The sequence below is a fragment of the Alloprevotella sp. Lung230 genome, from assembly GCF_014385435.1.
In the GTDB taxonomy this organism is placed as follows: Bacteria; Bacteroidota; Bacteroidia; order Bacteroidales; family Bacteroidaceae; genus Alloprevotella.
The window spans coordinates 15,666-41,310 of record NZ_JACSUD010000019.1 but is presented as its reverse complement, the minus strand read 5'-3'; the positions used below and the strand labels follow the sequence as shown (position 1 = coordinate 41,310).

At 50.5% G+C, this 25,645-nt stretch carries 36 protein-coding genes and 1 pseudogene; all 37 read left to right on the top strand.

Annotated features, from left to right (window positions below; genetic code table 11):
• Positions 1-720 (top strand): annotated as a pseudogene (locus H8527_RS09070) (transposase); the annotation flags it as partial.
• A gap of 252 nt (positions 721-972) precedes the next feature.
• A complete protein-coding gene (locus H8527_RS09065) occupies positions 973-1,926 on the top strand; it encodes a PorP/SprF family type IX secretion system membrane protein (protein ID WP_187547557.1) in 954 nt (317 codons plus the stop codon).
• A gap of 61 nt (positions 1,927-1,987) precedes the next feature.
• On the top strand, positions 1,988-3,436 hold the full coding sequence (locus H8527_RS09060; protein ID WP_187547555.1) for an SUMF1/EgtB/PvdO family nonheme iron enzyme: 1,449 nt from the start codon (positions 1,988-1,990) through the stop codon (positions 3,434-3,436).
• 46 nt (positions 3,437-3,482) lie between these two features.
• Entirely contained in the window at positions 3,483-4,532 is a 1,050-nt protein-coding gene (gldL, locus tag H8527_RS09055) for a gliding motility protein GldL (RefSeq protein ID WP_187547549.1), read from the top strand.
• 28 nt (positions 4,533-4,560) lie between these two features.
• On the top strand, positions 4,561-6,114 hold the full coding sequence (gene gldM / locus H8527_RS09050; protein WP_187547547.1) for a gliding motility protein GldM: 1,554 nt from the start codon (positions 4,561-4,563) through the stop codon (positions 6,112-6,114).
• A 26-nt stretch (positions 6,115-6,140) separates the two neighbouring features.
• On the top strand, positions 6,141-7,232 hold the full coding sequence (gene gldN / locus H8527_RS09045) for a gliding motility protein GldN (protein ID WP_187547544.1): 1,092 nt from the start codon (positions 6,141-6,143) through the stop codon (positions 7,230-7,232).
• A 124-nt stretch (positions 7,233-7,356) separates the two neighbouring features.
• Positions 7,357-8,016, top strand: coding sequence for a uracil phosphoribosyltransferase (gene upp / locus H8527_RS09040; protein WP_187547543.1), 660 nt, complete (start codon positions 7,357-7,359; stop codon positions 8,014-8,016).
• 201 nt (positions 8,017-8,217) lie between these two features.
• Positions 8,218-8,775 (top strand): hypothetical protein, encoded by a 558-nt coding sequence (locus tag H8527_RS09035; protein ID WP_187547541.1) that lies wholly within the window; start codon positions 8,218-8,220, stop codon positions 8,773-8,775.
• Positions 8,776-8,800: 25 nt separating this feature from the next.
• Positions 8,801-10,345: a hypothetical protein gene (locus tag H8527_RS09030; protein WP_187547539.1), complete on the top strand. Its 1,545-nt coding sequence runs from the start codon at positions 8,801-8,803 to the stop codon at positions 10,343-10,345.
• A gap of 731 nt (positions 10,346-11,076) precedes the next feature.
• Positions 11,077-12,186: a hypothetical protein gene (locus tag H8527_RS09025; protein WP_187547538.1), complete on the top strand. Its 1,110-nt coding sequence runs from the start codon at positions 11,077-11,079 to the stop codon at positions 12,184-12,186.
• A gap of 27 nt (positions 12,187-12,213) precedes the next feature.
• Complete coding sequence (locus H8527_RS09020; protein WP_187547537.1) at positions 12,214-12,753, top strand: TlpA disulfide reductase family protein; 540 nt, start codon at positions 12,214-12,216, stop codon at positions 12,751-12,753.
• Positions 12,754-13,107: 354 nt separating this feature from the next.
• Positions 13,108-13,722 (top strand): 50S ribosomal protein L3, encoded by a 615-nt coding sequence (rplC, locus tag H8527_RS09015; protein ID WP_187547536.1) that lies wholly within the window; start codon positions 13,108-13,110, stop codon positions 13,720-13,722.
• A gap of 3 nt (positions 13,723-13,725) precedes the next feature.
• A complete protein-coding gene (gene rplD, locus H8527_RS09010) occupies positions 13,726-14,355 on the top strand; it encodes a 50S ribosomal protein L4 (RefSeq protein WP_187547535.1) in 630 nt (209 codons plus the stop codon).
• A gap of 23 nt (positions 14,356-14,378) precedes the next feature.
• Positions 14,379-14,669, top strand: a complete 291-nt coding sequence (rplW, locus tag H8527_RS09005) for a 50S ribosomal protein L23 (protein WP_187547534.1) — start codon at positions 14,379-14,381, stop codon at positions 14,667-14,669.
• A gap of 8 nt (positions 14,670-14,677) precedes the next feature.
• A complete protein-coding gene (gene rplB / locus H8527_RS09000; RefSeq protein WP_187547533.1) occupies positions 14,678-15,502 on the top strand; it encodes a 50S ribosomal protein L2 in 825 nt (274 codons plus the stop codon).
• Between the two features lie 21 nt (positions 15,503-15,523).
• Positions 15,524-15,793: a 30S ribosomal protein S19 gene (gene rpsS, locus H8527_RS08995; RefSeq protein WP_187547532.1), complete on the top strand. Its 270-nt coding sequence runs from the start codon at positions 15,524-15,526 to the stop codon at positions 15,791-15,793.
• Between the two features lie 60 nt (positions 15,794-15,853).
• Positions 15,854-16,258 (top strand): 50S ribosomal protein L22, encoded by a 405-nt coding sequence (rplV, locus tag H8527_RS08990; protein WP_187547530.1) that lies wholly within the window; start codon positions 15,854-15,856, stop codon positions 16,256-16,258.
• A gap of 12 nt (positions 16,259-16,270) precedes the next feature.
• The gene (gene rpsC, locus H8527_RS08985; RefSeq protein WP_187547528.1) at positions 16,271-17,062 is read left to right on the top strand and encodes a 30S ribosomal protein S3; all 792 of its coding nucleotides are present in this window, start codon (positions 16,271-16,273) and stop codon (positions 17,060-17,062) included.
• A 20-nt stretch (positions 17,063-17,082) separates the two neighbouring features.
• Complete coding sequence (rplP, locus tag H8527_RS08980; protein ID WP_124931101.1) at positions 17,083-17,508, top strand: 50S ribosomal protein L16; 426 nt, start codon at positions 17,083-17,085, stop codon at positions 17,506-17,508.
• Between the two features lie 2 nt (positions 17,509-17,510).
• Positions 17,511-17,696 carry a 50S ribosomal protein L29 gene (rpmC, locus tag H8527_RS08975; RefSeq protein WP_187547527.1) on the top strand — a complete coding sequence of 62 codons (186 nt, stop codon included), beginning with the start codon at positions 17,511-17,513 and terminating at the stop codon, positions 17,694-17,696.
• A 150-nt stretch (positions 17,697-17,846) separates the two neighbouring features.
• Positions 17,847-18,101 carry a 30S ribosomal protein S17 gene (rpsQ, locus tag H8527_RS08970; protein WP_187547525.1) on the top strand — a complete coding sequence of 85 codons (255 nt, stop codon included), beginning with the start codon at positions 17,847-17,849 and terminating at the stop codon, positions 18,099-18,101.
• Positions 18,102-18,103: 2 nt separating this feature from the next.
• Positions 18,104-18,469 carry a 50S ribosomal protein L14 gene (rplN, locus tag H8527_RS08965; RefSeq protein ID WP_187547523.1) on the top strand — a complete coding sequence of 122 codons (366 nt, stop codon included), beginning with the start codon at positions 18,104-18,106 and terminating at the stop codon, positions 18,467-18,469.
• Between the two features lie 29 nt (positions 18,470-18,498).
• Complete coding sequence (gene rplX, locus H8527_RS08960) at positions 18,499-18,816, top strand: 50S ribosomal protein L24 (protein WP_187547521.1); 318 nt, start codon at positions 18,499-18,501, stop codon at positions 18,814-18,816.
• Entirely contained in the window at positions 18,816-19,367 is a 552-nt protein-coding gene (gene rplE, locus H8527_RS08955; protein ID WP_187547519.1) for a 50S ribosomal protein L5, read from the top strand. Before rplX ends, rplE begins: the two co-directional genes overlap by 1 nt.
• Positions 19,368-19,375: 8 nt before the next feature.
• Complete coding sequence (gene rpsN / locus H8527_RS08950; RefSeq protein ID WP_187547517.1) at positions 19,376-19,678, top strand: 30S ribosomal protein S14; 303 nt, start codon at positions 19,376-19,378, stop codon at positions 19,676-19,678.
• Positions 19,679-19,757: 79 nt separating this feature from the next.
• Positions 19,758-20,153 (top strand): 30S ribosomal protein S8, encoded by a 396-nt coding sequence (gene rpsH / locus H8527_RS08945; protein ID WP_187547515.1) that lies wholly within the window; start codon positions 19,758-19,760, stop codon positions 20,151-20,153.
• 17 nt (positions 20,154-20,170) lie between these two features.
• The gene (gene rplF, locus H8527_RS08940) at positions 20,171-20,737 is read left to right on the top strand and encodes a 50S ribosomal protein L6 (RefSeq protein ID WP_187547514.1); all 567 of its coding nucleotides are present in this window, start codon (positions 20,171-20,173) and stop codon (positions 20,735-20,737) included.
• A 22-nt stretch (positions 20,738-20,759) separates the two neighbouring features.
• The gene (gene rplR, locus H8527_RS08935) at positions 20,760-21,104 is read left to right on the top strand and encodes a 50S ribosomal protein L18 (RefSeq protein ID WP_222935141.1); all 345 of its coding nucleotides are present in this window, start codon (positions 20,760-20,762) and stop codon (positions 21,102-21,104) included.
• Between the two features lie 5 nt (positions 21,105-21,109).
• Positions 21,110-21,616 (top strand): 30S ribosomal protein S5, encoded by a 507-nt coding sequence (gene rpsE / locus H8527_RS08930; RefSeq protein ID WP_187547512.1) that lies wholly within the window; start codon positions 21,110-21,112, stop codon positions 21,614-21,616.
• A 2-nt stretch (positions 21,617-21,618) separates the two neighbouring features.
• Positions 21,619-21,795, top strand: coding sequence for a 50S ribosomal protein L30 (gene rpmD / locus H8527_RS08925; RefSeq protein WP_187547511.1), 177 nt, complete (start codon positions 21,619-21,621; stop codon positions 21,793-21,795).
• Positions 21,796-21,813: 18 nt separating this feature from the next.
• Positions 21,814-22,263 carry a 50S ribosomal protein L15 gene (gene rplO / locus H8527_RS08920; protein WP_187547509.1) on the top strand — a complete coding sequence of 150 codons (450 nt, stop codon included), beginning with the start codon at positions 21,814-21,816 and terminating at the stop codon, positions 22,261-22,263.
• A gap of 23 nt (positions 22,264-22,286) precedes the next feature.
• A complete protein-coding gene (gene secY, locus H8527_RS08915) occupies positions 22,287-23,621 on the top strand; it encodes a preprotein translocase subunit SecY (RefSeq protein WP_187547507.1) in 1,335 nt (444 codons plus the stop codon).
• 22 nt (positions 23,622-23,643) lie between these two features.
• Entirely contained in the window at positions 23,644-24,444 is an 801-nt protein-coding gene (gene map, locus H8527_RS08910; RefSeq protein WP_187547505.1) for a type I methionyl aminopeptidase, read from the top strand.
• 12 nt (positions 24,445-24,456) lie between these two features.
• Positions 24,457-24,675, top strand: coding sequence for a translation initiation factor IF-1 (gene infA / locus H8527_RS08905; RefSeq protein WP_187547504.1), 219 nt, complete (start codon positions 24,457-24,459; stop codon positions 24,673-24,675).
• A 15-nt stretch (positions 24,676-24,690) separates the two neighbouring features.
• Complete coding sequence (ykgO, locus tag H8527_RS08900; RefSeq protein ID WP_009752289.1) at positions 24,691-24,807, top strand: type B 50S ribosomal protein L36; 117 nt, start codon at positions 24,691-24,693, stop codon at positions 24,805-24,807.
• Between the two features lie 28 nt (positions 24,808-24,835).
• Positions 24,836-25,216, top strand: a complete 381-nt coding sequence (gene rpsM, locus H8527_RS08895) for a 30S ribosomal protein S13 (protein WP_187547502.1) — start codon at positions 24,836-24,838, stop codon at positions 25,214-25,216.
• Positions 25,217-25,226: 10 nt separating this feature from the next.
• Positions 25,227-25,616, top strand: a complete 390-nt coding sequence (gene rpsK, locus H8527_RS08890; protein ID WP_187547501.1) for a 30S ribosomal protein S11 — start codon at positions 25,227-25,229, stop codon at positions 25,614-25,616.
• Positions 25,617-25,645 lie beyond the last annotated feature (29 nt).

Genomic DNA, 25,645 nt, shown 5'->3' with positions numbered 1-25,645 from the left:
CGCAATCACCCCAAGAATCGCAAGAAGGCACTGAGAGCAGACCGAAAATTGCGGACAATAGCCGGGCGGTTGGTTCGAGAGCTCAAGCGCAATCTTGGAGAGAATTCTCTCTACACTGAACTCATTGATAGATTTCAAACCATTCTTTCATAAAGACGTAACAGTCGCAAAAAGCTTTATTCCATTCACGAAGCCCAGGTGCAATGTATCAGTAAGGGAAAAGAACACAAGAAGTACGAATTCGGCAACAAGGTCTCCATCATACGTTCGGCTACGGGTATCATTCTTGGTGCGATGTCTTTTCGTAATGAATATGACGGACACACGATAGAAGCTGCGTTAGGGCAAGTTGAACGTTTCACACAACGAAAGATTAAAATACTTGCAGGGGACAGAGGTTATCGAGGTAGGAAAGAGGTGAATGGTACTCAGATTTTAATACCGGACAGCCCCAAGCCATCAGAGAGCAGATATCAAAGGCGCAAGAAACACAAACTATTCTGCAAGCGGGCAGGCATAGAACCTACCATTGGACATTTGAAAGCAGATCATCGTTTAGGCCGCAACTTTTACAAAGGTGTGGTAGGAGACACTGTAAACATACTGATGGCTGCAGCTGCTTACAACTTCAAAAGAGCCATGAGAGTTCTTTTGTCGCTGCTCAAAATAATAAGCGAGAGGAAGGGGAAGAATGACTTTTCACTTATCAAAGCTTTTTAAGGGACGACTATATAGAGGGACGCGCGCGCGTACGCGAGAAGAATGGAGAATGATGTTGCAGTTTTCGGAGAACCGCCGGAAAAAGGAAGATATGAGAAAAAAGGTCGATGCGTGAAAAAGCGAAAAGATGCGGGCAATCGTTGGGTGAACGCGCGAAATGTTGTAACTTTGTGGCCAAGAAATATGTTGAACATTTCAAACCACCGGTGGGTCTCTGTCGTGAGACACTCCTTTTGCCGCATTGGGCATCGGATGAGTTCTTCCTTCCTGTGCTGCAAATTGTGGCTGCTCGTTCTGGTATTCGGAGCGGGCTTTGGGCGTGTGCAGGCACAGCAAGATGTGGCCTTTCAGCAATATTGGCGGGTGGAAACCCTTTGGAACCCCGCTGCCGTAGGGCGGTCGCCGCAACTTTCGATCAACGGTGCGGTGCAAACTCACGCCTCGGGATTTAGCCAAGCGGGCAGCACCATGTGGGCAGGGGCCGATATGGCTTTTCGTTTAGGCGAAACGAACCACGGTGTGGGCGCCTCGTTCCTCAACGACGAAATCGGCCTCTTCTCTCACAAGCGCTTTGCCCTGCAATATGCCTACCACCACCGGATTTGGGGCGGTCGCCTCTCCATCGGTGTGCAAGCCGACATGTTGCAGGAAGATTTGGATGGTTCGAAAGCCGATTTAGGGACAGGCAACGATCCCGCTTTCCCCTCCAGCAAAGTGAATGGTTCTGCCTTTGATGCCTCTCTGGGTTTGCACTTCGAGCGAGGGCCGCTGCGCGTTGGCGCTTCGGCGCTCCACCTGCTCGCTCCGACGGTCGAGATGGGCGAAACCTACCGGATGGAAGTGAAAAGATTGCTAAATCTCAGCACAGCATACAATATCGCCACTCAAAGTCCGTTCTTTACGATAACCCCCTCGGCGATGTTGCGCACCGATTTGAGCGACTATCGCCTCGACCTCACCCTCCGCGGCAACTATTCCTTTGAGAAACGCCACCTTTACGGCGGGCTCAACTATGCCCCGGGGCGCAGCGTCGGCCTTTTTGTAGGCGGTACGCTCCGTGGGGTCGACATCACCTACGGCTACGAAGCCAACACTTCGGGTATGGGCGTCGGTGCCGGACAGCACGAAGTCACCATAGGCTACAAGATGGACCTTAACCTCGGTCGTCGCACTCGCAACCTGCACAAAAGTGTGCGGTGGCTGTGAAAAGGTATAGGTGGGCCGGCTTTCATCGTTTTTTCAATCTACTCTTCTATTCAATCACAATATGAAGCAACTTCTTCTTTTCGTCATCGGTTTGCTTTCCACCGCAACGCTCGTTTCCTGCTTTGGCGGAGGCGGGGCTGCCATGCGCAATGGAGGTGAGGTGGTGGGACGTCGCTCTGCTACGCCCATGGAACCTACGCCTTATGGTATGGTCGAAGTGAAACGCGGTTTTCTGAAAGTGGGTCTTGGCAAGCAGGACTCGCTTTGGGGCACCGTTGTGCCCGATCGTGAGATTTCGGTCGATGGCTTTTGGATGGATCAAACCGAGGTGACCAACTCGATGTATCGGCAGTTTGTGGAGTGGGTGCGCGACAGTATCCTCCGCGAGCGACTGGCCGACCCGGCCTTCGGGGGCGATGAAACCTACAAGATTGAAACCGACCGCTATGGCGATCCTGTGAAGCCGCATCTCAACTGGAACAAACCCCTCCCTTGGCGCAAACCCAATGAAGACCAGGAGCGTGCCATCAACAGCCTCTACACCACCCACATTGACGGCACGAAAATGCTCGATGAGCGCCAGATGCTCTTCCGCTACGAAATCTTCGACTACGAAAAGGCGGCACTGCGCAAGTACCGCCTCAATCCCGAAGAGCGTGTGCTCAACACCGATGTGAGCGTAAATCCCGAAGATCAGGTGATGATTTCGAAAGACACCGCCTATGTCGACGACAATGGCCGTGTGGTGCGCGAAACCATCAACCGCCCCCTCTCCTCCTCCTACGACTTTTTGAACACCTATATCGTGGCTGTCTATCCCGACACCACCGTGTGGGTGAACGACTTTCCCAATGCTCACAACGAGATGTACATGAAAAACTACTTCTCTTCTCCGGCCTACAACGACTATCCCGTGGTGGGCGTGACGTGGGAGCAGGCACAGGCTTTCTGTGCCTGGCGCACCGAGCACCGCCTGCGGGCGATGGGCCCCGAAGCGCGTTTTTTCCAGCGCTACCGCCTGCCGTCGGAGGTCGAGTGGGAATATGCCGCCCGCGGACGTGAAGGCAATCCTTTCCCTTGGGAGACGACCGACACGAAGAACGAAAAGGGGTGTTTCTACGCCAACTTTAAGCCCGACCGCGGTAACTACACCGAAGACGGCAACCTCATCACTTCTCGCGTAGGTACTTACGGCGCCAACAGCAACGGACTCTTTGATATGGCGGGCAACGTGGCCGAATGGACCAACACCGTTTTCACTGAAGCCGGTGTGGAGTCGATGGCCGATGTCAATCCGGAGTTGCGCTACGAAGCCGCAAAGGAAGACCCTTACTTCCTCAAGCGTAAGAGCGTGCGCGGTGGTTCGTGGAAAGACCCCCTTTCCTTTATCCGTTCGGCATGGCGCACGTGGGAATATCAAAATCAGCCCCGCTCCTTTGTGGGCTTCCGCTGTGTGCTCACCAAAGCCGCCACCGCCAGCAGCAATGCTGAAATCAAAAAGAGACGATAACTTTTGGTGAGGGATTGTTTTCTTTCACCTTATCACCTTATCTATTATGTCTAAACTCAACATCGTTGTGCGCCTGCAACACTGGATGGACAGTGTGCCCGGACAAACTTTCCTGAACTATGCCTACTCGTGGGGAGCTGCCATCGTGATTTTGGGAGCGCTCTTCAAACTCACCCACCTTCCGGGCGGTAACTTCATGCTGTTCATCGGTATGGGCACAGAGGCCGTGGTATTCTTCCTCGCTGCTTTCGACCGTCCTTTCGATAAACAAGAAATCGACAAGGAATTGGCACACGACTTTGAGTCCGACGAAGAGATTGAGCGTGCCGAAGGTTGGGAAGCAACCTCAGATTTAGCCGACCAAGAAGCTTCCGAAACCATCGCTTCCGAAACCGCAACCCTCGAAACCGCTCCCAAAGTTACGTCTGTTGCGGCCGATGCTGTGCAAAGCCAAACTGCTCCCACGGCGACTTCTGTTGTAGGTGGAGGGATTGTTGGGGCTTCGGGTACCGTGATTGTTGTAGGTGGTGGCACTTCTGCTTCTCCGTCTTCTATTTCTCCTACTCCTGCGGCTTCGCCCACGGCCGAAATCGGAACGCCCGTAGCACCGCTTCAAACCGCTGTATCTGCACATTTCGACTCCCCCGAAGGTACTGCCACCGTGGAAAAAGAAGCCGACAAACTGGCCACCATCATCCGACTGGCCAACGATGAACTCCTCCGCCGTGCTCAAGCCGTGCTTTCGCCCGAGATGGAGGCTGCCACACAGGACTACATCGAAAAGCTCCGTACCCTCAACGAAACCCTCTCGAAGGTCGACGAACAGAGTGCCCGGCTCACTCGCGATTCACAAGAGATGGAAAATCTCAACCGCACCCTCATTGGCATCAACAAGGTCTACGACCTCCACTTTGCCTCCATCTCCCGCCAAGTCACCACGATTGAAGATATCAACGCGCAAACCCAGCAACTGGCGGCCAAAATCGAAGAGGTCAACCGCATTTATGCCCGTATGATGCAGACGCTCAACGTCATGGGAAACCCTATGGCCGCTGCTTCTGCAAGTGACTCAGCTGCTTCCGGCACACAAGAATAGCAAACTTTCTCTTTCCCACTCACAAAGCATGGCAACCAAGAAAAAACCGGTGTCTCCGCGCCAAAAGATGATCAACCTCATGTACGTGGTACTGATGGCGATGTTGGCGCTCAACGTCTCGCAGGACGTTCTCAAGGGCTTTGTCTTGGTGGGCGACAGCCTCGACCGCACCATCACCAACGCAGAGAAGGAGAATAAGTCCATCTACGAGGATTTTGCAGCACAACTCAAAGCCAACCCTACCAAAGTGCGCCCTTGGTACGACCGTGCACTGGCCGTGAAGCGAGCTTCCGACAGCCTTTGTGCCATGGCTGAAACTTACAAATGGGCGATTGCCCGAGAAACGGACGGCAAAGAGGGCGATCCGCGCAACATCCAAAACAAGGAAGACCTTGACGCCGCGGCCACCATCCTGCTCAATCCCGTTTCGCAACACGGCCGAAAGTTGTTCAAGCAAATCAATGCCTATCGCAACTTCATCCTGAGCAACGTTACCGATGCGCGACAGAAAGCCATCATTGCCTCCAACCTCAGCACCGATGTCCCCGCCTCCCCCGACAACATCGGAAAGAATTGGCAGGAGTACATGTTCGAATCCATGCCCTCCATCGCTGCCATCACGATGTTGAGCAAACTGCAAAGCGATGTGCGCAAGGCCGAAAACGAGGTCATTCACACACTGGCCGCCAACATTGATGTGAAAGACATCCGCGTCAATGAACTGAGCGCTTACGTGCTGCCCGAATCCACGACGCTCTTCCCCGGCGACGAGTTTCGCAGCCACATCTTCATGGCAGCCGTCGACACCACCCAGCGCCCCGAAATCTACGTCAATGGTCGCCGCATCAGTGCCAATGGCCAATACAATTTCCACGTGGGCGCACCAGGCGAATACACTTTCGGCGGCTACATCTCCATGCCCAACGCTGCCGGCGAAATCGTGCGACGGGAATTCAAGCAGAAATACAACGTCATCGCTCCTCCGGTGGGTGCCACTGTGGCGGCCGATTTGATGAACGTCCTCTATGCCGGCTACGAAAACCCCATCTCCGTCAGCGCCTCCGGCGTGTCGGCCGATAAAATCTCGGTAGCCATGAGCGGCGGCAGCCTCGTTTCGCGCGGCAATGGAAAATATGTGGCGCGTCCTGCCAAAGTTGGACAAGACGTCTCCTTCACCGTCACCGGTGTAGTGGGCGGCAAATCGCAAACCATGGGCGCGTTCTCTTTCAAAGTGCGCAAACTTCCCGACCCCACGGCCTACATCACCGTGGGCGACGATATGTTCCGCGGCGGTAAGATTGCCAAAGGCAACATCATCGGTGCCAAGCGTCTCGGTGCCGCTATCGACGATGGCCTGCTCAACATCCCCTTCCGCGTTCTCTCCTTCGAGTGCGTCTTCTTCGACCGCTTGGGCAACACCATCCAACGCCGTTCTGCCGGTGCCGACTTCACCGACGACCAGCGCAACATCATCCGCAGCCTTTCGCGCAACAACCGCTTCTACATCAGTTCCGTGCGCGCCATCGGCCCCGACGGCATTGAGCGCACCCTCTCCGGAGCGCTCGAAGTCATCATCAACTAAAAATCCTCGTTTCCACGCTCATGAATTTGAAACGTATTTTCAGCCTACTTTTGCTCCTCCTCGCCCTCCACGGGGTGGCGCAACCTCCGGCACGACAGCGAGAAGCTGCCGCTACGGACAAAACTCAAAACGGAGCAAAACCCGCGGCCGAAAAGTCGCGTTCCGCTGCAGCTTTGGGTTCTATCCGCGAGTTTCCCACGGCTGCAACCATGCCGCAGGACGTGGTGTGGCGGCGTGATGTCTACCGTCGGGTGGACTTGCGCAAAGATGCCAATGCACCTCTTTACTATCCCATCTTTCCACAGAATGGGCGTGAAAATCTTTTTGTCTATCTTTTCCACCTCATCCTGCGCAACAAAATCAAGGCTTACGAATACACGCGCGATGCCAATGAGCACTTCGATGAGGCCCATGTGGTGAAGGGCAAGAAAATCCTCGACGACAACCACATCTTCTATGAGTCGGTCGATGGCAAAATGCGACTCAACGATGCCGACCTTCCCTCCGAAGATGTCAAAGTCTATTTCCTCAAAGAGAGTGTCTACTACGACCAGCGCACTGCCATCTTCCGCACCAAAGTCACCGCTCTCTGCCCGGTTGTGGTGAGCGGCACCAGCGAATTTGGGGAGAGCGAACAGCAGCAGATTCCCCTCTTCTGGGTCAATTACGAGGAAGCCGCTCCTCATCTCGCCAAACTCTCCCTGATGGGCAGCAACCTCAACAACGCTGCCGAGATTTCGGCCGACGACTATTTCGCCACCAATCGCTACGAAGGCGACATCTACAAGACCACCAACCTCCAAGACCGCATCATCGCGCAATATGCCGTGACCGACTCGGCACAGGTCAAGGAGCGGACGCGCATCGAGGGCGAACTCAAAGAGTTTGAAGACCACGTTTGGGGCAACGACCTCAAACCGACCACTCCCGATGCCGTCAAGACAGACTCGCTTTCTGCCGCCGATGCGCCACCTTCCGAAGCGGCAGACACACCGCGCCGCACACGCCGCACACGTCGCACCACCGTCAAGGCCGAAGTCACCACCAAGCCCGAAACGCCTAAACCCAAGAAATCACCTTCATCTACTTCCTATTCCGTGCGCCGACAGCGACACTAATTCTTTTTTCGCCTCCCCTCGGAGATGCCGTCTCGACATCTCCAAGGGGAGTTTTTTTGCGCCCACAGTCGCCGAATCTTTTTCTCTATACCTACTTATACACTTGAACAACCCCGATTAGTCTATGAAAGTAATCAATTTCGCCGAACACAACAGCGTCATCAACAACTACATTGCCGAACTCCGCGACATCAACATTCAGAAGAATCGCGCCTGGTTTCGTCAAAACCTCCGTCGCATCGGCCACGCCATGGCCTATGAAGTGTCGCGTACCCTGCAATACAGCCGCAAGATGGTGCAGACTCCTCTTGCCCAAGCCGAAGCCAACACCATCGACGACCGTATTGTCATCGGCACCGTCCTGCGTGCCGGCCTTGCCCTCCACGAAGGTTTTTTGGACGTCTTCAACGAGGCCGACAGTGCCTTTGTGAGTGCCTATCGCAAGGAGGGGCGCAAGGAAGATATTGAGGTGTGTGTCGAATACATCGCCTCCCCCTGCCTCGATGGTTGCACCTTTATGCTGGTCGACCCGATGCTGGCCACCGGTGGCTCTTTCAATCTGGCCTATCAAGCCTACCTGACGAAAGGCACACCCGCCCACCTGCACATCTGTGCCGTCATCGGTTGCGAAGAGGGCGTGGAGCGTCTCAAGCAACTCTTCCCCTCCGACGATGTGACGCTCTGGATTGCCGCCATCGACCCTATGCTCAACGACGTGGCCTATATCGTGCCTGGATTGGGGGATGCCGGCGACCTCTGCTATGGCGACAAACTTTCCGAATAGAGGGCGTCCATCGGTAAGACTCACTGTGGTTGTATTTGAGACCGATGTTCGCCCACATCACCAACCTTCGTCTCTTCCGTATGGTCCGATGTCACAGCCACTGACATCGCCTCCCGCTTCTGCCGCAAATAATCGACCAAGACAAACGGCAGGACAAATCATTTTTGCTATTAACTGTATTACATCATAACTAAAAATACCATGAATTTGAAGTTTTTGAACACACTTGCTTTTCTATCTGGATTTATGATAGCCAACACTGTATGTGCTCAGCGAGAACAAGGGATATTTGTGGAATTTTTGGGATCGTCAACTTCGGTGGGCGTTCACTATGATACGCGATTTAATGATTATACCTCTTGGGGGGGGAGAATCGGTATTGCCTATACCCATTCTAAATCTCAAGATTTTTTTGAGTCTGCTCCAGAGCGCACAAGAGGTTGGAGTTTCCCCATAGCAGTAAATCATCTGATAGGTAAAGGTAGACATCAGGCAGAAATTGGCATCGGTTTCAGTTTTGGCTTTTACACTTGCATGTATCATGATAAAGTTAATAGGGAAGTCGAATATGACAGAACGGGTACATTTGGCTTTTTGGACTTGGGCTATCGCTATCAATCTAAGCAGGGCCTTATGATACGTGCGGGAATCAATCCTGGTGTAGCATTGGGTAGGTACGACCTTTTGGGAAGAGAAGAGTATGGTGTTGACCGTGCCGCAGTAATTTACCCTTATATAAGTCTTGGTTATAAGTTTTAATTAAAATGCAAATGAAAATTACCTAATGACAGTTTCTGTCGGATTACTTATGTGCGCTTGCTGTTCAGAAGATGTTGCTGAACAAGTGGAAAAGAATGACTTCAAATCTTATGAAGATGTTACCTCTGAAATTATGACTTTTGATAGTAAGGATGATTTCAAGAAAGCACTCGACAACTATGATGATACAAAAAATATAACAAGGTCTTTGACAGCCTTTTCATCTATTGAAGATGTCTATAACAATCCATCACGAGAGGGTGAAAATACAGAAGAAATAGGATTTCTTGTTCCTAATGAAAAAATTAGACATTTCTTAAATAAGAATTTGGAAATTATAGTTGGTGACACCTTGTATCGTATAACTAAAAATGGAACATTCTTTACTCATCGTTCTAATAGAAAAGAACTGGAGGAGGCAATTGAGAAAGTGGATGAATTCGAGAATGTTGACAGAGACCTGAAGAAATTAGGTAACGTAAAATTGAAAGATACTTTCGGCATATGGAACAGTAAATCCTCTAATCCGATAGAGAATGAAAATTATTTCAATGAAGATGAAGATGAGGTTATTATACCAAGCTCGCCAATAACGAGGGCTGTAACTGGCCATGATTTAACGAGAGAAGATGTTGAAAAATTTCCTACGATTGGATCGGTTAAAGTCCATATTGCGGATAAGGTTATCAGGTTTTCTCCTAGTTATCTCAATCATACAAAAATTAGATTTAGGTCAAATCCCAATAGGAAACTTTACGTTTCGTTGTATAGATATGATTATGTTTTTGGAGTGTCGATTGGTCTTGACTGTAAAGTCATGAAGAAGCTTTGGCATGGCCTAAGCTGGGGAAGAATGGTGCATTGGGATGATGGTATTTATTATGGTCTTTCCTCATTGATTGTAAAGCAAAAAATTAAAGAGCCTGCGTTTAATGACTTTATGAAATTCAATAAGTCTATATTGCAAGAACAATGGAAAAGTCTTAGTAATCATCAATTTACAAGCTACACAGAAGCTACAAATAACTTTAAAGGAGGAATACAAAATAAATGGAATACAGAGTATAATGAAATTCCCTCAAAAAGCTCTTATATTATCCCGATTATTGGAGAGAGTGTTTATAATGTATTAGGGGAGAATAAAGCCTCTGAAAAAATAGCTAAGCAACTTGACCGCTTTCTCGTAAACAAAGGAATACATTTCTTCTCAGGGTTGGATACAAGTAATTCAGGGAAACAGATACAATTCTTTTCCGAGAATGACAAAGCCATATATAGTTTTTTTAGTAATGACATCACATGGAATGGAGGTGGTTATAGAATCAATAATACTTTCCTGAAGTATTATAGAAATATTATGTTGGAGCTCTCTATCAACTTTGGCGGTTCTACTCCAAAAGTAAAGATGAAACCCAGTATTACAGATAATGATTTCTTGGGAGTACCTGAAATATTTTTCTGTGAAGGTATTGTGTATACTAGAGATGGCAATGGTTGGATAGGGGCGAGGATTATACAAGAGGCTCCTGATGAGTCTATCTCAGCAGGAGCGTTAGGAGGAAGAAGGTAGCCTTTATCCTTTTTTGGGGAGATCGGTCCACCATCCATCCCCGAGAGGATGGATGGTGGAAGGTCATCCCTCCCCACCCCCTCGTTGATGTGCCGCCCCCTTTCGTTTTGTGCGTTTCCTCTCCGATGGGAGCGAATATCGGTCTTTTCCTGAAATAGCCCTCTCCTTCGTGGACATCCCTTTCGCGAACGTGTCCCTATGGATATATAGACATCTCGCCCATCAAAAACGCCACTCACCCCCGACTTTAACACGGATTTAACATTTCGTCTCGAGAGGCAGGGCTTTATTCCGCATCATGGCCTGCCCGAAAGAGGACGTCATGCCAACTACATCAGAGACAGATTCATTTACCTCAGAGGTAGTTTCATTTACCTCAGACCTAAATTGATTGACCTCAGAGATTGTGGGTGCTACAGATGATTTCCCCGTTTTCCCTCGCGCGCGTATACACTACACGTAGTCGTTGTTTTTTCCTTCACTGCCTTCACCCTCCCTGCATTTCGGCACAGGAGTGGTGAAGGGAAATCGCGTTTTTGCCTTCACCTCTAAATCTCCGAATTTCAGCCATTTGTGCATTGGGTGAAGGCAGTGAAGGATAAAATAGGCCTATATAGAGTGTAACGCGCGCGCGAGGAGGACGGCAGTCGAAAAGTTACTTTTGTACGCTCAAATCCTCTTTCTCATCTTTTTTTCGTACTTTTGTCCCGACATCATAGAACTTTCTGCTTATGAAACCATTTTTTCTGTTCTTGATTTACCTCTTGGGAGGTTGGGCCGCAATGCTGCCCGCTGCGGCCGATGTGCCCGTCTACGTCTGGCAGCACTGGAACGACTCGATCAGTGAGGAGAGTTTGGAGCGCGATTTCCATATCCTTCGCACCCATCAAGTGAAAGGCGTCTGCTTCAATGCTGGTTTTCAGATGGAACGGATTGCCTTGGCCGCAAGAGTGGCCAAGCGAGAGGGGCTGGAATTTCACGCATGGGCGCCGGCCATGATGCAGCCCGATTGCGATTCCACGTGGTATGCCGTCAACCGTCATGGCGAGAGTGCCTACCGCCGCCCGGCCTATGTGCCCTACTACACCACGCTCGACCCCCACAACCCGCAGGTAGTGCACTGGCTGTGCGAGCAATATGCCCGTGTGGCCGCCATTCCCGAGGTGGACTATGTGCAGCTGGACTACATCCGCTATGCCGATGTGATTTTGGCCGAAGGCTTGTGGAAAAAGTACGGACTGGTGATGCACGAGGAGTACCCTCCGGCTGACTATTGCTATTGCGACGACTGCGTGGAGGATTTCCGACGGCAGACGGGCATCGACATTCGTGCGGTGTCCGACCCCTCGAAGGTGCAGGAATGGGCGCAATTTCGCTGCGACAACGTGACGCGCTGCGTGAATGCCATCTGTGCCGCGGTTCATGCACAGGGCAAGCGGGTGAGTGCCGATGTCTTTCCCGGGCCGAAGCGCCATGCCGAACGCATGGTGCGGCAGCAGTGGGACCGATGGCACGTGGATGCTTATTTCCCGATGAACTACAACGATTTCTATCTGCGTCCGGCCTCTTGGGTGGGCGAGGTCACACGCGAGGAGGTAGAAACCGTCCGCGCCCGATGGGGGCAACCTGTCTATAGCGGCCTCTTCATCTGCCGCGATTGGCGCAACAAAGCCAACGTGGTCGACCCCGAAAACTCCGGACTGACTCCCGACGAACTGCGTGAGGCTGTGGAGGGGGCTTTGCGGGCCGGGGCACGTGGCCTCTCGCTGTTTTCGGCTGAGAGCATGACGCCCGAACACTGGAAAGCGTTGAGCGAAACTTTGGAACGTTGGCATCACTAAACACTGAAACACAAAAAAGACAAACTGATGAAACGAAATCTCTTATTGCTTCTGCTTGCCATGGTGAGCGGTTGGTTGTTGGCCGCTTGCAACGATGGCGAAGATGGTATTAAGCCGGTGGACACTGTCCGCGTGGGCGACCGCGTTCCGGCCTTTCAAGTGACCCTCCACGATGGTACGACGTTCGACAGTCGGACACTCGAAGGAAAGGTGACGGTCATCACCTTTTTCAACACCACCTGTGGCGATTGCCGCCGTTTTCTGCCACAACTTGAAGCGGCCTATCGGCAGGTGAAGACCGCTGCTGCTCCTCTCGCTCAGACGCGATTTGTCGCCATCAGTCGGGCACAAAATGATGCCGATGTGACCCACTATTGGACGGCACAGCAATTCACCGTACCTTATTCTGCTCAGGGAGACCGCGCCATCTATCGCCTTTTTGCCCAAGCCGTGATTCCTCGGGTTTATGTGATCAATCGCGAAGGGAAGGTGACCGCTGCCTTCAATGATGTGGACACCCCTGATGCCACCAAACTGCAGGCCGCCATTGCTGCGGCTTGGCAGTGAACCAGCCGAGGGGAGAACAAGATTCCTTGGGAATAACCTCTGCAGCCTACAACGAAAGTGCTTTTGAGACTTTCGTTGTAGGCTTTGTTTTTGAGCGAAAAGGTTTTCCGAGAAAATCTTTCCGAAAAAATCTTTCTGAAAAATCTTGAAAAATAAGCGGTTAAGTCTTGTTCGATTGAGGATAAGTTCGTATCTTTGCAGGGCAAAAGTAAGAGGCAATCGCTCTTACACGGCGTTTGTGCCGTGAAAATCAATCGGTTATATAGCAATTTTGACAATTAATCAATAACCATTCGCCCTGCCGGAGTAGAGACTTTTGGCAGGCTACGAAATTCAAAAATCAATAAATTCCAAATGCCAGGATTATTAGGAAAGAAAATCGGAATGACTTCCGTTTTCAGTGCCGACGGCAAGAATGTGCCGTGCACAGTTATCGAATGCGGTCCTTGCGTAGTAACTCAGATCAAAACTGTCGAAAATGACGGTTATGCTGCAGTTCAAGTGGGTTTCCAGGACGCAAAGGAGAAGAATGTATCAGCTCCTCTACTGGGTCACTTCAAGAAAGCAGGTGTTACGCCCAAGCGTCATTTGGCTGAATTCGTTTATGATGAAGAGCATAATCTCGGTGATGCTATCACTGTGGAGCTTTTCGGTGAAAACGACTTCGTCGATGTAGTAGGAACCTCCAAGGGTAAAGGTTTCCAAGGTGTTGTGAAGCGCCATGGATTTGGTGGTGTCGGTCAGACAACCCACGGTCAGGATGACCGCCTTCGCAAGCCCGGTTCGATTGGTGCTTGTTCTTATCCCGCAAAGGTCTTCAAGGGTCTGCGCATGGGTGGCCAAATGGGCGGCAAGCGCGTTACTACTCAGAACTTGAGAGTGTTAAAGGTAATCCCCGAACACAACCTTCTTTTGGTGAAGGGCAGCGTTCCGGGTTGCAATGGTTCAATCGTAATTATCGAAAAGTAAGACATGGAAGTTATCGTAAAGAATATCAAGGGTCAGGACACCTCGAAGAAGGTAACCCTTAACGACGGTGTCTTCGGTGTTGAACCCAATGATCACGCCATTTATCTCGATGTGAAGCAGTATCTCGCTGCACAGCGTCAAGGCACTGCAAAGTCTAAGGAACGCAGCGAAATGAGTGGCTCTACTCGCAAGCTCGGTCGTCAGAAGGGCGGCGGTGGCGCACGTCGCGGTGACATCAACTCTCCTGTACTGGTAGGTGGTGCACGCGTGTTCGGTCCTAAGCCCCGCAACTACGACTTCAAGCTCAACAAGAAGGTGAAGCAGTTGGCTCGTCGTTCTGCACTCTCTTACAAGGTCAAGGAAGATGCTCTCATCGTGGTGGAAGACTTCACGTTTGATGCTCCCAAGACGAAGAGCTTTATCGAACTGCTCAACAACTTGCAGATTGCCGACAAGAAGGCGCTCGTTGTTGTGGCCGGTGCTGATAAGAATGTGTATCTCTCTTCTCGCAACCTTCCCAAGGCAAAAGTTGCTGCTGCTGCCGACCTGAACACTTACGGCGTGCTTGATGCCGCTGTGATGGTGGTGACGGAAAGCGCAGTCGCTAAGATTGAAGAAGTTCTCGCCAAGTAAATCACCAATAACAAAACGAAGTAATGGCATTCATTATCAAACCCCTCGTCTCTGAAAAGATGACAAAGCTGGCGGAGAAGCAGAATCAATTCGGCTTCGTCGTTAAGCCCGAAGCCAACAAGCTTCAGATTAAAGCTGAGGTTGAGGCTCGTTACGGCGTGACTGTTACCGACGTTAACACTATGGTGTACGCTGGTAAGAGCAAATCTCGCTATACTCGCGCTGGTCTCCTCCGTGGACGTACCAACGCTTTCAAGAAGGCCATCGTCACCGTGAAGGAAGGCGAGACCATCGATTTCTATAGCAATATCTAATCAAAGAAATGGCAGTACGTAAATTTAAGCCCACAACTCCGGGCCAAAGACACAAAGCTATCGGTACGTTCGAAGAAATTACTGCATCAGTACCGGAAAAATCTCTCGTTTACGGTAAGCGCATCAGCGGTGGTCGTAACAACGTCGGTAAGATGACCATGCGTTATCTCGGCGGTGGCCACAAGCGTAAGTATCGCCTCATCGACTTCAAGCGTGAGAAAGATGGAGTTCCCGCAGTGGTAAAGACCATCGAGTACGATCCCAACCGTTCGGCTCGCATCGCCCTTCTTTACTATGCTGACGGTGAAAAGCGTTATATCATCGCTCCCAATGGATTGAAGGTTGGCGACCAATTGCTCTCCGGTGCTGAAGCAGCTCCCGAAATTGGTAATGCACTTCCCCTTCAGAACATCCCCGTGGGTACGGTTATCCACAACATCGAGCTCCGTCCCGGTCAAGGCGCACTCCTCGTTCGCTCCGCCGGCAACTTCGCTCAGCTCACCTCTCGTGAAGGTAAGTATTGTGTCATCAAACTTCCTTCTGGTGAAACTCGTCAGATTCTCAGTGCATGTAAGGCTACCATCGGTAGCGTAGGTAACTCCGACCACGCTCTCGAATCGAGCGGTAAGGCCGGTCGCAGCCGCTGGTTGGGCCGTCGTCCTCACAACCGTGGTGTGGTTATGAACCCTGTCGATCACCCCATGGGTGGTGGTGAAGGTCGCCAATCCGGTGGTCACCCACGTTCGCGTACTGGTCTCTATGCTAAGGGTCTCAAGACTCGTGCACCCAAGAAGCAGAGCAGCAAGTACATTATCGAAAGACGTAAGAAATAACAGCACTAAAAGAATCGCAATATGAGTCGTTCTCTTAAGAAAGGTCCCTACATCGCAGTATCTCTCGAAAAGAAGATTCTCGCCATGAACGAAAATGGCAAGAAGAATGTGGTGAAGACATGGGCTCGCGCTTCGATGATTTCCCCCGATTTCGTGGGACATACCGTCGCAGTGCACAATGGTAACAAGTTCATCCCTGTTTACGTAACCGAAAACATGGTTGGCCATAAGCTCGGTGAGTTTGCACCCACCCGCAAGTTTGGCGGCCACGGTGGTAACAAGAAGAAGTAAGGCAGAAGGCCGGTTACCCAACAACCTCAATCCAATTAAAACTAAAATCTCACTTAAATAATGGGAGCAAGAAAAAGATTGGCTGCTCAAGCTCGCAAGGCAGCTCTCCAAACCCAATATTTTGCAAAGCTGAACGATTGCCCCTCTTCGCCCCGTAAGATGCGCTACGTTGTAGACATGGTACGCGGAATGGAAGTGAATCGTGCCCTCGGTACGCTCCACTTCAGCAAGAAGGCTGCCGCCAAGGACGTCGAACTTCTCCTTCGTTCGGCCATTGCCAACTGGGAACAAAAGAATGATCGCAAAGCAGAAGAAGGCGAATTGTTCGTAACGAAAATCTTCGTAGACGGTGGTGCTACGCTTAAGCGTATGCGTCCCGCTCCGCAAGGTCGCGGCTATCGCATTCGCAAGCGTTCTAACCACGTAACCATCTTCGTGGGAACGAAAGAAGAAAACATCGACTAATTAGAAACAAACATGGGACAAAAGATTAATCCTATCGCCAACCGACTTGGCATTATCCGCGGTTGGGACTCCAACTGGTTCGGTGGTTCTAACTTTGGCAAAAACATCCTCGAAGATAGCAAAATCCGCGAATACCTCGATGCTCGTTTCAAGAGCTACATCGAAAAGCCTGGTCGTGGTAATGCCAGCAAGAAAGAATACACCAGCGTTTACGAATACATCTCTCGCACGGTGATTGAGCGCACGCCCAAGCTCGTGACCATCACCATCTGCACCAGCCGTCCCGGTATGATCATCGGTCAGGGTGGTAAGGATGTAGAAGCCCTCAAAGCACAACTTCAGAAAATCACCAACAAGGATGTCCAAATCAACATCTACGAGGTGAAGAAGGCAGATATTGATGCCAACATCGTCGGTAAGAGCATCGCTCGCCAGATCGAAGGCAAAATCGCTTATCGTCGTGCCATCAAGAAGGCCATCGAAAATGCAATGCGTGGTGGCGCTGAAGGTATCAAGGTGCAGATTAGCGGTCGTCTGAATGGTGCAGAAATTGCCCGTAGCGAAATGTTCAAGGAGGGCCGTACGCCTCTCCACACTTTCCGCGCAGATATCGACTACTGCCAAACTGAAGCCCTGACGAAAGTCGGTATCCTCGGCATCAAGGTTTGGATTTGCCGTGGCGAAGTTTACGGTAAGAAGGACCTCGCCCCCAACTTCACCCCTGAAAAGGACAATGGTCGCCGCGAAGGTGGACGTCGTGAAGGCGGTCGCCCCAACCGCAACAGAAGAAATTCTAACCGTTAATTCTATCCGTTTAGAACATTATGTTACAGCCTAAAAGAACAAAATATCGCCGCCCGCATAAGGGTCGCAGCAAAGGCACAGCACAGCGCGGCAACCAGCTTGCTTTCGGTAGCTTTGGTATCAAAAGCCTCGATACACACTGGATTACCGGCCGTCAAATCGAAGCTGCTCGTATCGCAATGACGCGCTATATGCAGCGTGAAGGTCAGAGCTGGATTCGTATCTTCCCTGACAAACCCGTCACTAAGAAACCTGCTGACGTCCGCATGGGTAAGGGTAAGGGTGACCCCGTAGGTTACGTTTTCCCCATCACGCCCGGTCGCATCATTTTCGAAATCGAAGGCGTTCCCTTCGAAGTGGCCAAGGAAGCCCTCCGCCTCGCAGCTCAGAAGCTCCCCGTAACCACGAAGTTCATTGTTAGACACGACTACGACAAAAAAGCTTGATTATGAAAATTGCAGAAATTCGTGAACTCAAGAGCAACGGCGAACTCGCAGAGCGCCTTGCCGCTGAGGTTGCCGCCTACGAAAAGATGGTTGTCAACCACAGCATCTCTCCCCTGGAAAATCCTGCACAGATCAAGACGCTTCGTCGCACCATCGCGCAGATGAAGACTGTGTTGAACGAGAAGTAAAAACGGGATGAGATGGAGGCAAACCTCCGACAACGTTCCTCCCCCGAGACGGCAACTGATGACACTCGAAGGCGGATGTATCGCTCGGAATGGGCAGTGCGCATGACGGAGAGCCTGCAACCATCGAAACCATATCAATACCAATCCAGAATGGAAAGAAATTTAAGAAAGACTCGACAGGGTGTTGTGGTGAGCAACAAGATGGACAAGACCATCGTTGTGGCTGCCAAGTTTAAAGAAAAGCACCCCATTTATGGTAAATTCGTCTCCAAGACCAAGAAGTACCACGCACACGACGAGAAGAACGACTGCAACGTCGGTGATACAGTGCTCATCATGGAAACTCGCCCTTTGAGCAAGACTAAGCGTTGGAGAGTTGTTAACATCGTAGAAAGAGCTAAGTAATTATGATCCAAACCGAATCAAGATTGACTGTTTGCGACAACAGTGGTGCTCGTGAAGCCCTCTGCATTCGCGTGCTTGGCGGTACGCGTCGTCGCTACGCTTCGGTGGGCGATATCATCGTTGTCTCTGTAAAGAGCGTCATCCCGTCAAGTGACATTAAAAAAGGTGCTGTATCTAAGGCCCTGATTGTTCGTACGAAGAAAGAAATCCGTCGTGCTGACGGTTCTTACATCCGCTTTGATGACAATGCTTGCGTTCTCTTGAACAATGCAGGTGAGTTGAGAGGCAGCCGTATCTTCGGCCCCGTTGCCCGTGAGCTTCGTGCAGTAAACATGAAGGTGGTTTCTTTGGCACCCGAAGTACTTTAATCCCACACGAATAAAGAATACGATCTCAAATGAGTAAGTTACATATTAAGAAGGGTGACACCGTATGCGTGCTCGCTGGCAAGGACAAGGGAAAGACCGGTAAGGTCGTTCTCGTGCTTGTAGACAAGCAGCGTGCTGTCGTAGAAGGTGTGAACATGGTTCAGAAGAGCCAAAAGCCCAGCGCACAGAATCCTCAGGGTGGTTTCGTCAAGACGGAAGCTCCCATTCACATTTCCAACTTGAACGTTGTTGATCCCAAGACCGGCAAGCCCACACGCATCGGCCGTCAGCTCAAGGATGGTAAACTCGTTCGTATTGCTAAAAAATCAGGAGAGGAGATTAAGTAATGAATACCGCACAACTCAAGAAAGAATACAAAGAGCGTATTGCTCCTGCGTTGATGAAGCAGTTCAACTACTCTTCTTCTATGCAAATCCCCGTCCTCAAAAAGATTGTCATCAACCAAGGTCTTGGTAAGGCTGTTGCCGACAAAAAGATTATTGATGTGGCTATCAACGAACTCACTGCCATCACTGGTCAAAAGGCCGTGGCTACGGTGTCGAAGAAGGACGTTGCCAACTTTAAGCTTCGTAAGAAAATGCCTATCGGCGTGATGGTGACCCTCCGTCGTGAACGCATGTACGAATTCCTCGAAAAGCTCGTTCGCGTTGCCCTCCCTCGTATCCGCGACTTCAAGGGTATCGAAAGCAAGTTTGACGGCCGTGGTAACTATACCCTCGGTATTCAGGAACAAATCATCTTCCCCGAAATCAATATCGATGCTATCGACAGCATCTTGGGTATGAACATCACTTTCGTGACTTCTGCTCCCACCGATGAAGAAGGCTACGCACTCCTCAAAGAGTTTGGTCTTCCCTTTAAGAACGCTAAAAACTAATTCGCGATATGGCAAAAGAATCAATGAAAGCGCGCGAAGTGAAGCGTGCTAAAATGGTGGCTAAGTATGCAGCAAAGCGTGCCGCCCTGAAGAAAATCGTCAACACCAGCGACGACCCTCAGGCTGCTTTCGAAGCTGCTCAGAAGCTCCAGTCTATCCCTCGCAATGCCAACCCCATCCGCCTGCACAATCGCTGCGCGATCACGGGACGTCCCAAAGGCTACATCCGCCTCTTCGGTCTCTCTCGTATCCAATTCCGCGAAATGGCTTCGGCTGGCTTGATTCCCGGTGTTCGCAAGGCTTCTTGGTAAGCATCGGAACTTTCAAGAGAAACTCATTTTTTATTTAACACTGTCGGGAATGTCCCGATAAATTAAACACCACACAATAATGACTGATCCTATAGCAGACTATTTGACCCGTCTTCGCAACGCCATCCAAGCTAAGCATCGCGTTGTTGAAGTGCCCGCGTCAAATTTGAAGAAGGACATCACCAAAATCCTTTTTGAAAAGGGCTACATCCTCAACTACAAGTTTGAGGAAGAAGGTCCTCAAGGTACCATCAAAATCGCTCTCAAGTACAATCCTGCCACTAAGGTGAGTGCTATCAAGAGCCTCAAGCGCGTTTCCACCCCCGGTATGCGTAAGTACACCGGCTATCGTGATATGCCCCGCGTAATCAACGGTTTGGGTATCGCTGTTATCTCTACCTCTAAGGGAGTGATGACCGACAAAGAAGCAGCTGCCTTGAAGATTGGCGGTGAAGTCCTTTGCTATGTATATTAAAAAACAGGAGGAACAAAATGTCTAGAATTGGTAAATTGCCGATTAACATCCCTGCGGGTGTCAATGTAACGCTCCAGGATAATGTAGTGACCGTTAAGGGTCCGAAGGGTGAACTCTCTCAGGCTGTTGATCCCTCTATCATTGTCACAATCGAAGATGGTCAGATCACTTTCGCCATTGACGAAAAGAGCGAAGTAGAGCAAAAGCAAAAGCAAGCTTTCCACGGTCTCTACCGCGCTTTGGTCAACAATATGGTCGTAGGTGTGACGGAACAGTACAAAGCCGAAATGGAACTGGTCGGCGTTGGTTATCGCGTGGAAAACGCCGGCAACCGAATGACCTTCACTTTGGGCTTTACGCACCCCATCGTCATCGAGCTTCCCAAGGAAGTGTCGGTTGAAACAAAGATGGAACGCAACAAGAATCCTTACATCTGCCTCACTTCTTGCGATAAGCAACTTCTTGGCCTCGTTTGCGCTAAGATTCGCTCCTTCCGCAAACCTGAGCCTTACAAGGGTAAGGGTGTGCTTTATGTTGGCGAACAAATCCGTCGTAAGTCGGGTAAGTCAGCAGGTGCTAAGTAATCTCTAATCACGACTCAAGATTATGACAAAAGAAAAAGATGCAAGACGCGTTAAGATTAAGTATCGCGTTCGCAATAAGATCTCAGGCACGGCCGAACGTCCTCGTATGAGCGTTTTCCGCAGCAACAAGCAGATCTATGTTCAAATCATCAACGACGAAGTGGGCAACACCCTCGTTGCTGCTTCTTCTCTGGGACTTGAAGCTTGCCCCAAGAAGGAACAAGCCTTCAAGGTGGGCGAAGCCGTGGCAAAGAAAGCCCTCGAAGCCGGTATTTCCACTGTCGTTTTTGATCGTAATGGTTATCTCTATCATGGCCGCGTAAAGGAAGTTGCCGAAGGCGCTCGTCAGGCTGGTCTCAAATTCTAAAGATTATGGCAAACAGAGTAAACGCAAACAATGAAGAATTGAAAGATAGACTCGTTGCTATCAATCGTGTAACCAAGGTCACCAAGGGTGGACGCACTTTCACTTTCGCTGCCATTGTTGTGGTGGGTGATGGTCAGGGCGTCATCGGCTATGGCCTCGGTAAGGCCGGCGAAGTCACCGCAGCCATTGCTAAGGGTGTCGAAGCCGCTAAGAAGAATTTGGTGAAAGTTCCCATCATCAAAGGCACTGTTCCTCACGAACAAACTGCTCGCTATGGTGGCGCCGAAGTGCTCATCCTTCCTGCTTCTGAAGGTACGGGAGTGGTGGCCGGTGGTGCGATGCGTCCCGTCTTCGAAAGCGTGGGCATCCACAACGTCTTGGCGAAGTCTAAGGGTTCTTCCAACCCCCACAACTTGGTGAAGGCCACCATCCAAGCCCTTAGTGAAATGCGTGATGCACGCACAGTTGCACAGCATCGCGGAGTATCAATGGATAAAGTTTTCAGAGGTTAATCATGGCAACTATTAAGATTAAGCAAACTCGTAGCCGCATCGGTGCTCCCATCGATCAAAAGCGTACGCTTGCAGCACTCGGCCTCAATAAGCCCAATCAAGTTGTAGAACTCGAAGACAACGCTTGCACTCGCGGTATGATTCGCAAGGTTCACCACTTGGTAACTGTAGTAGAATAATCAAAACGTAACATCATTATGAAATTACATACTCTCAAACCTGCAAATGGTTCCACCCAAACGCGCAAGCGTATCGGTCGCGGTCCCGGTTCGGGTCTCGGCGGTACGTCTACCCGCGGTCACAAGGGTGCCAAGGCACGTTCGGGCTACAGCAAGAAGATTGGTTTCGAAGGTGGTCAGATGCCGCTCCAACGTCGTTTGCCCAAATTCGGCTTTAAGAACATCAATCGCGTAGAATACAAGGGCATCAACTTGAGCACACTCCAAACCCTGGCCGAAGCTAAGAACTTGGATAAGATTGGTGTTGCAGAACTCGTTGAAGCCGGCTTTATCAGCAATGCCAAGACGCTCTACAAGATTCTTGGCAATGGCGAGCTCAAAGCTAAGCTCGCAGTGGAAGCCAATGCTTTCTCGAAGAGTGCCGAAGCTGCGATTGTGGCAGCAGGAGGTACTGCGACGAAACTCTAAACTAACTCAATCCTAAGAGTAGAATGAAAAAAATAATCGAAAACCTCAAGAACATTTGGCGCATCGAGGATTTGCGTATGCGAATCTTGATTACCATCTTGTTCGTGGCCATCTATCGTTTTGGTTCGACCGTGGTGCTTCCCGGCATTGACTCAAACGCGTTGGCAGAGCTGCAGAAACAAACGCAGGGCGGCCTGATGTCGCTCCTTGACATGTTCTCTGGTGGTGCATTCTCACAAGCTTCAATCTTTGCTTTGGGTATCATGCCCTACATTACAGCTTCGATTGTTATTCAGCTCTTGGCAGTTGCAGTTCCCTATTTCCAAAAAATGCAGCGGGAGGGCGAGAGTGGCCGCCGAAAGATCAATCAGTACACGCGCTTTTTGACCTTGGCCATTCTTACTTTCCAAGCTCCAACCTATCTCTTCCATCTCAAACAGACCACCGGCGAAGCCGCTTTCCTCATGGGCGACGGCCTCGGATTTATCATCTCTTCGACGATAATTCTTGCTGCAGGTTCGATGTTTGTGCTCTGGTTGGGTGAGCGTATCACCGACAAAGGTATCGGCAATGGTGTCTCCGTCATCATTATGATTGGTATCATCGCCCGCATGCCGTCTGCTTTCTTCGAAGAGGCTGTTTCGGCGCTCTCGGGTGCAGAAGGAGGTGGTTTGATTAAGTTCTTGATTGAAATCATCGCTTTGGTTGGAGTCATGGCGGTAGCGATTCTCTTGGTTCGCGCCGTACGTAAAGTTCCCGTTCAGTACGCTAAGCGTATCGAAGGAAAGGGCAAAAATCAAGTGGGTGGTGCACGCCAGTACATCCCTCTCAAGCTTTTTGCCGCCAACGTAATGCCGATCATCTTTGCTCAGGCCATTATGTTCATCCCCATGATGCTGGTGCAGACCCTCAACAGTCAAAACCCCATCCTGCATCAATTCCTCGATCACCACAGCGTCCTCTACAACATCGTATTTGTATTCCTCATCGTAGCGTTCACCTACTTCTACACAGCCATCACGATGAACCCCGTGCAAATGGCCGAGGACATGAAGCGCAACAATGGTTTTATCCCCGGCATCAAGCCTGGTAAGGACACGGCCGACTATATCGACAATGTCATGTCCCACCTCACGCTTCCCGGGTCGCTCTTCATCGCCCTGATTGCCATCCTCCCCACCTTCGCCAGCCTGATTGGGGTCAAGCAAGGTTTTGCACAGTTCTTCGGAGGAACATCGCTGCTCATTTTGGTAGGTGTCGTGCTGGATACCATTCAGCAAATCGACAGCCACATGTCGGTGCGCAACTACGATAGAATGTTGAATGCGGGACACACTCGCCACCGTTCAAACGTATAAGCCTAATAGACCCTCTACTCAGATGATTTATCTGAAGACTGAAGAAGAAATCGGCTACTTGCGCCAAGCTAACCAATTGGTCAGCGCAACGCTTGCTGAAATTGCGAAGATTGTGAAGCCGGGTGTGTCCACCTTGGAGATGGACACCTTGGCCGAGCAATTCATCAGAGACCATGGCGCAGTGCCCACTTTCAAGGGCTTTCCCGAAGGGATGCCGGGCGCCAAGCCTTTTCCCGCTTCGATTTGTGCCTCTGTCAATGGGGTAGTCGTCCACGGTATCCCCGACGATTGCCCACTTCAAGATGGCGACATCGTGTCGATAGACTGCGGCACTTTCCTCAATGGATTTTGTGGCGACTCGGCCTACACTTTCTGTGTCGGTGAGGTGGCAGAAGAGACTAAAACTCTTCTTCGTACCACCAAAGAGAGCCTTTACAAAGCCATTGATACAGCCCTCCCCGGGCGTCGGCTGGGAGATATAGGTCATGCTGTCCAGCGCCATTGCGAGGCCCAAGGTTACGGCATTGTTCGAGAATTCGTGGGACACGGCATCGGCCGTGAGATGCACGAAGAACCCTCAGTGCCCAACTACGGCCGACCCGGCACCGGAAAGCAATTGAAGAACGGCCTTTGCATTGCCATTGAGCCCATGGTCACCCTCGGCAGCCCCGAGTTGGCGCTGCTGCCCGACCTCTGGGGCGTCACCACTCGTGATGGTCGTCCCGCGGCGCACTTTGAGCATACGATTGCCATTCACAACGGCAAGGCCGAAATCCTCTCCACGTTTGAAGAGATTGAACGAATAGAAGGACAACGCTATTAAAGAAGAACATCTATGGCTAAACAAACTGCAATTGAACAGGATGGAACCATCATCGAGGCTTTGAGCAACGCGATGTTCCATGTAGAGTTAGAGAATGGTCATCCCATCACTGCTCACATCTCTGGCAAGATGCGTATGCACTACATCAAAATCCTGCCTGGTGATAAAGTGAAAGTGGAAATGAGCCCTTACGATTTGTCGAAAGGCAGAATCGTTTTCCGATACAAATAAAACAAATATCAAGATATGAAAACAAGAGCATCCTTGAAGAAGCGCACTGCCGACTGCAAAATCGTACGTCGCAAGGGCCGCCTCTATGTGATTAACAAGAAGAACCCTAAGTTCAAAACTCGTCAGGGTTAATTCAACTTGAAAATAACAAAATAAGTATATGGCAATAAGAATTGTTGGTGTTGATTTACCTCAAAACAAACGAGGCGAAATCGCTTTGACCTATATCTTCGGTATTGGTCGCAGTAGTTCGGCTAAGATCTTGGATAAGGCCGGCATTGACAGAGACATCAAAGTAAAGGATTGGACGGACGACCAAGCCGCCAAAATCCGCGAAATCATTGGTGCTGAATTCAAAGTAGAAGGTGACCTTCGCTCTGAAATCCAGTTGAACATCAAGCGTCTGATGGACATCGGCTGCTATCGTGGTGTTCGTCACCGTATCGGTCTTCCCCTCCGTGGTCAGAGCACGAAGAACAACGCTCGCACACGCAAGGGCCGCAAGAAGACTGTTGCTAACAAGAAGAAGGCTACTAAATAATCATTAGACTATGGCAAAGAAAACTGTCTCTGCAAAGAAACGTAACGTCAAAGTTGACGCACAAGGTCAGCTTCACGTGCACAGCTCTTTCAACAATATCATCGTATCGCTCGCCAACGGCGAAGGCCAAATCATCTCTTGGTCGAGCGCAGGTAAGATGGGTTTCCGTGGTTCGAAGAAGAACACTCCCTACGCTGCTCAGATGGCAGCTCAAGACTGCGCCAAGGTAGCTTTCGACCTCGGCCTCCGCAAGGTGAAGGCCTACGTCAAAGGTCCCGGCAACGGCCGTGAAAGCGCCATCCGTGCCTGCCATGGTGCAGGCATCGAAGTCACCGAAATCATCGACGTGACGCCGCTTCCTCACAACGGTTGCCGTCCTCCCAAGCGCCGTCGTGTGTAATTCGACCTATTGTTGAACGAAATAAACAA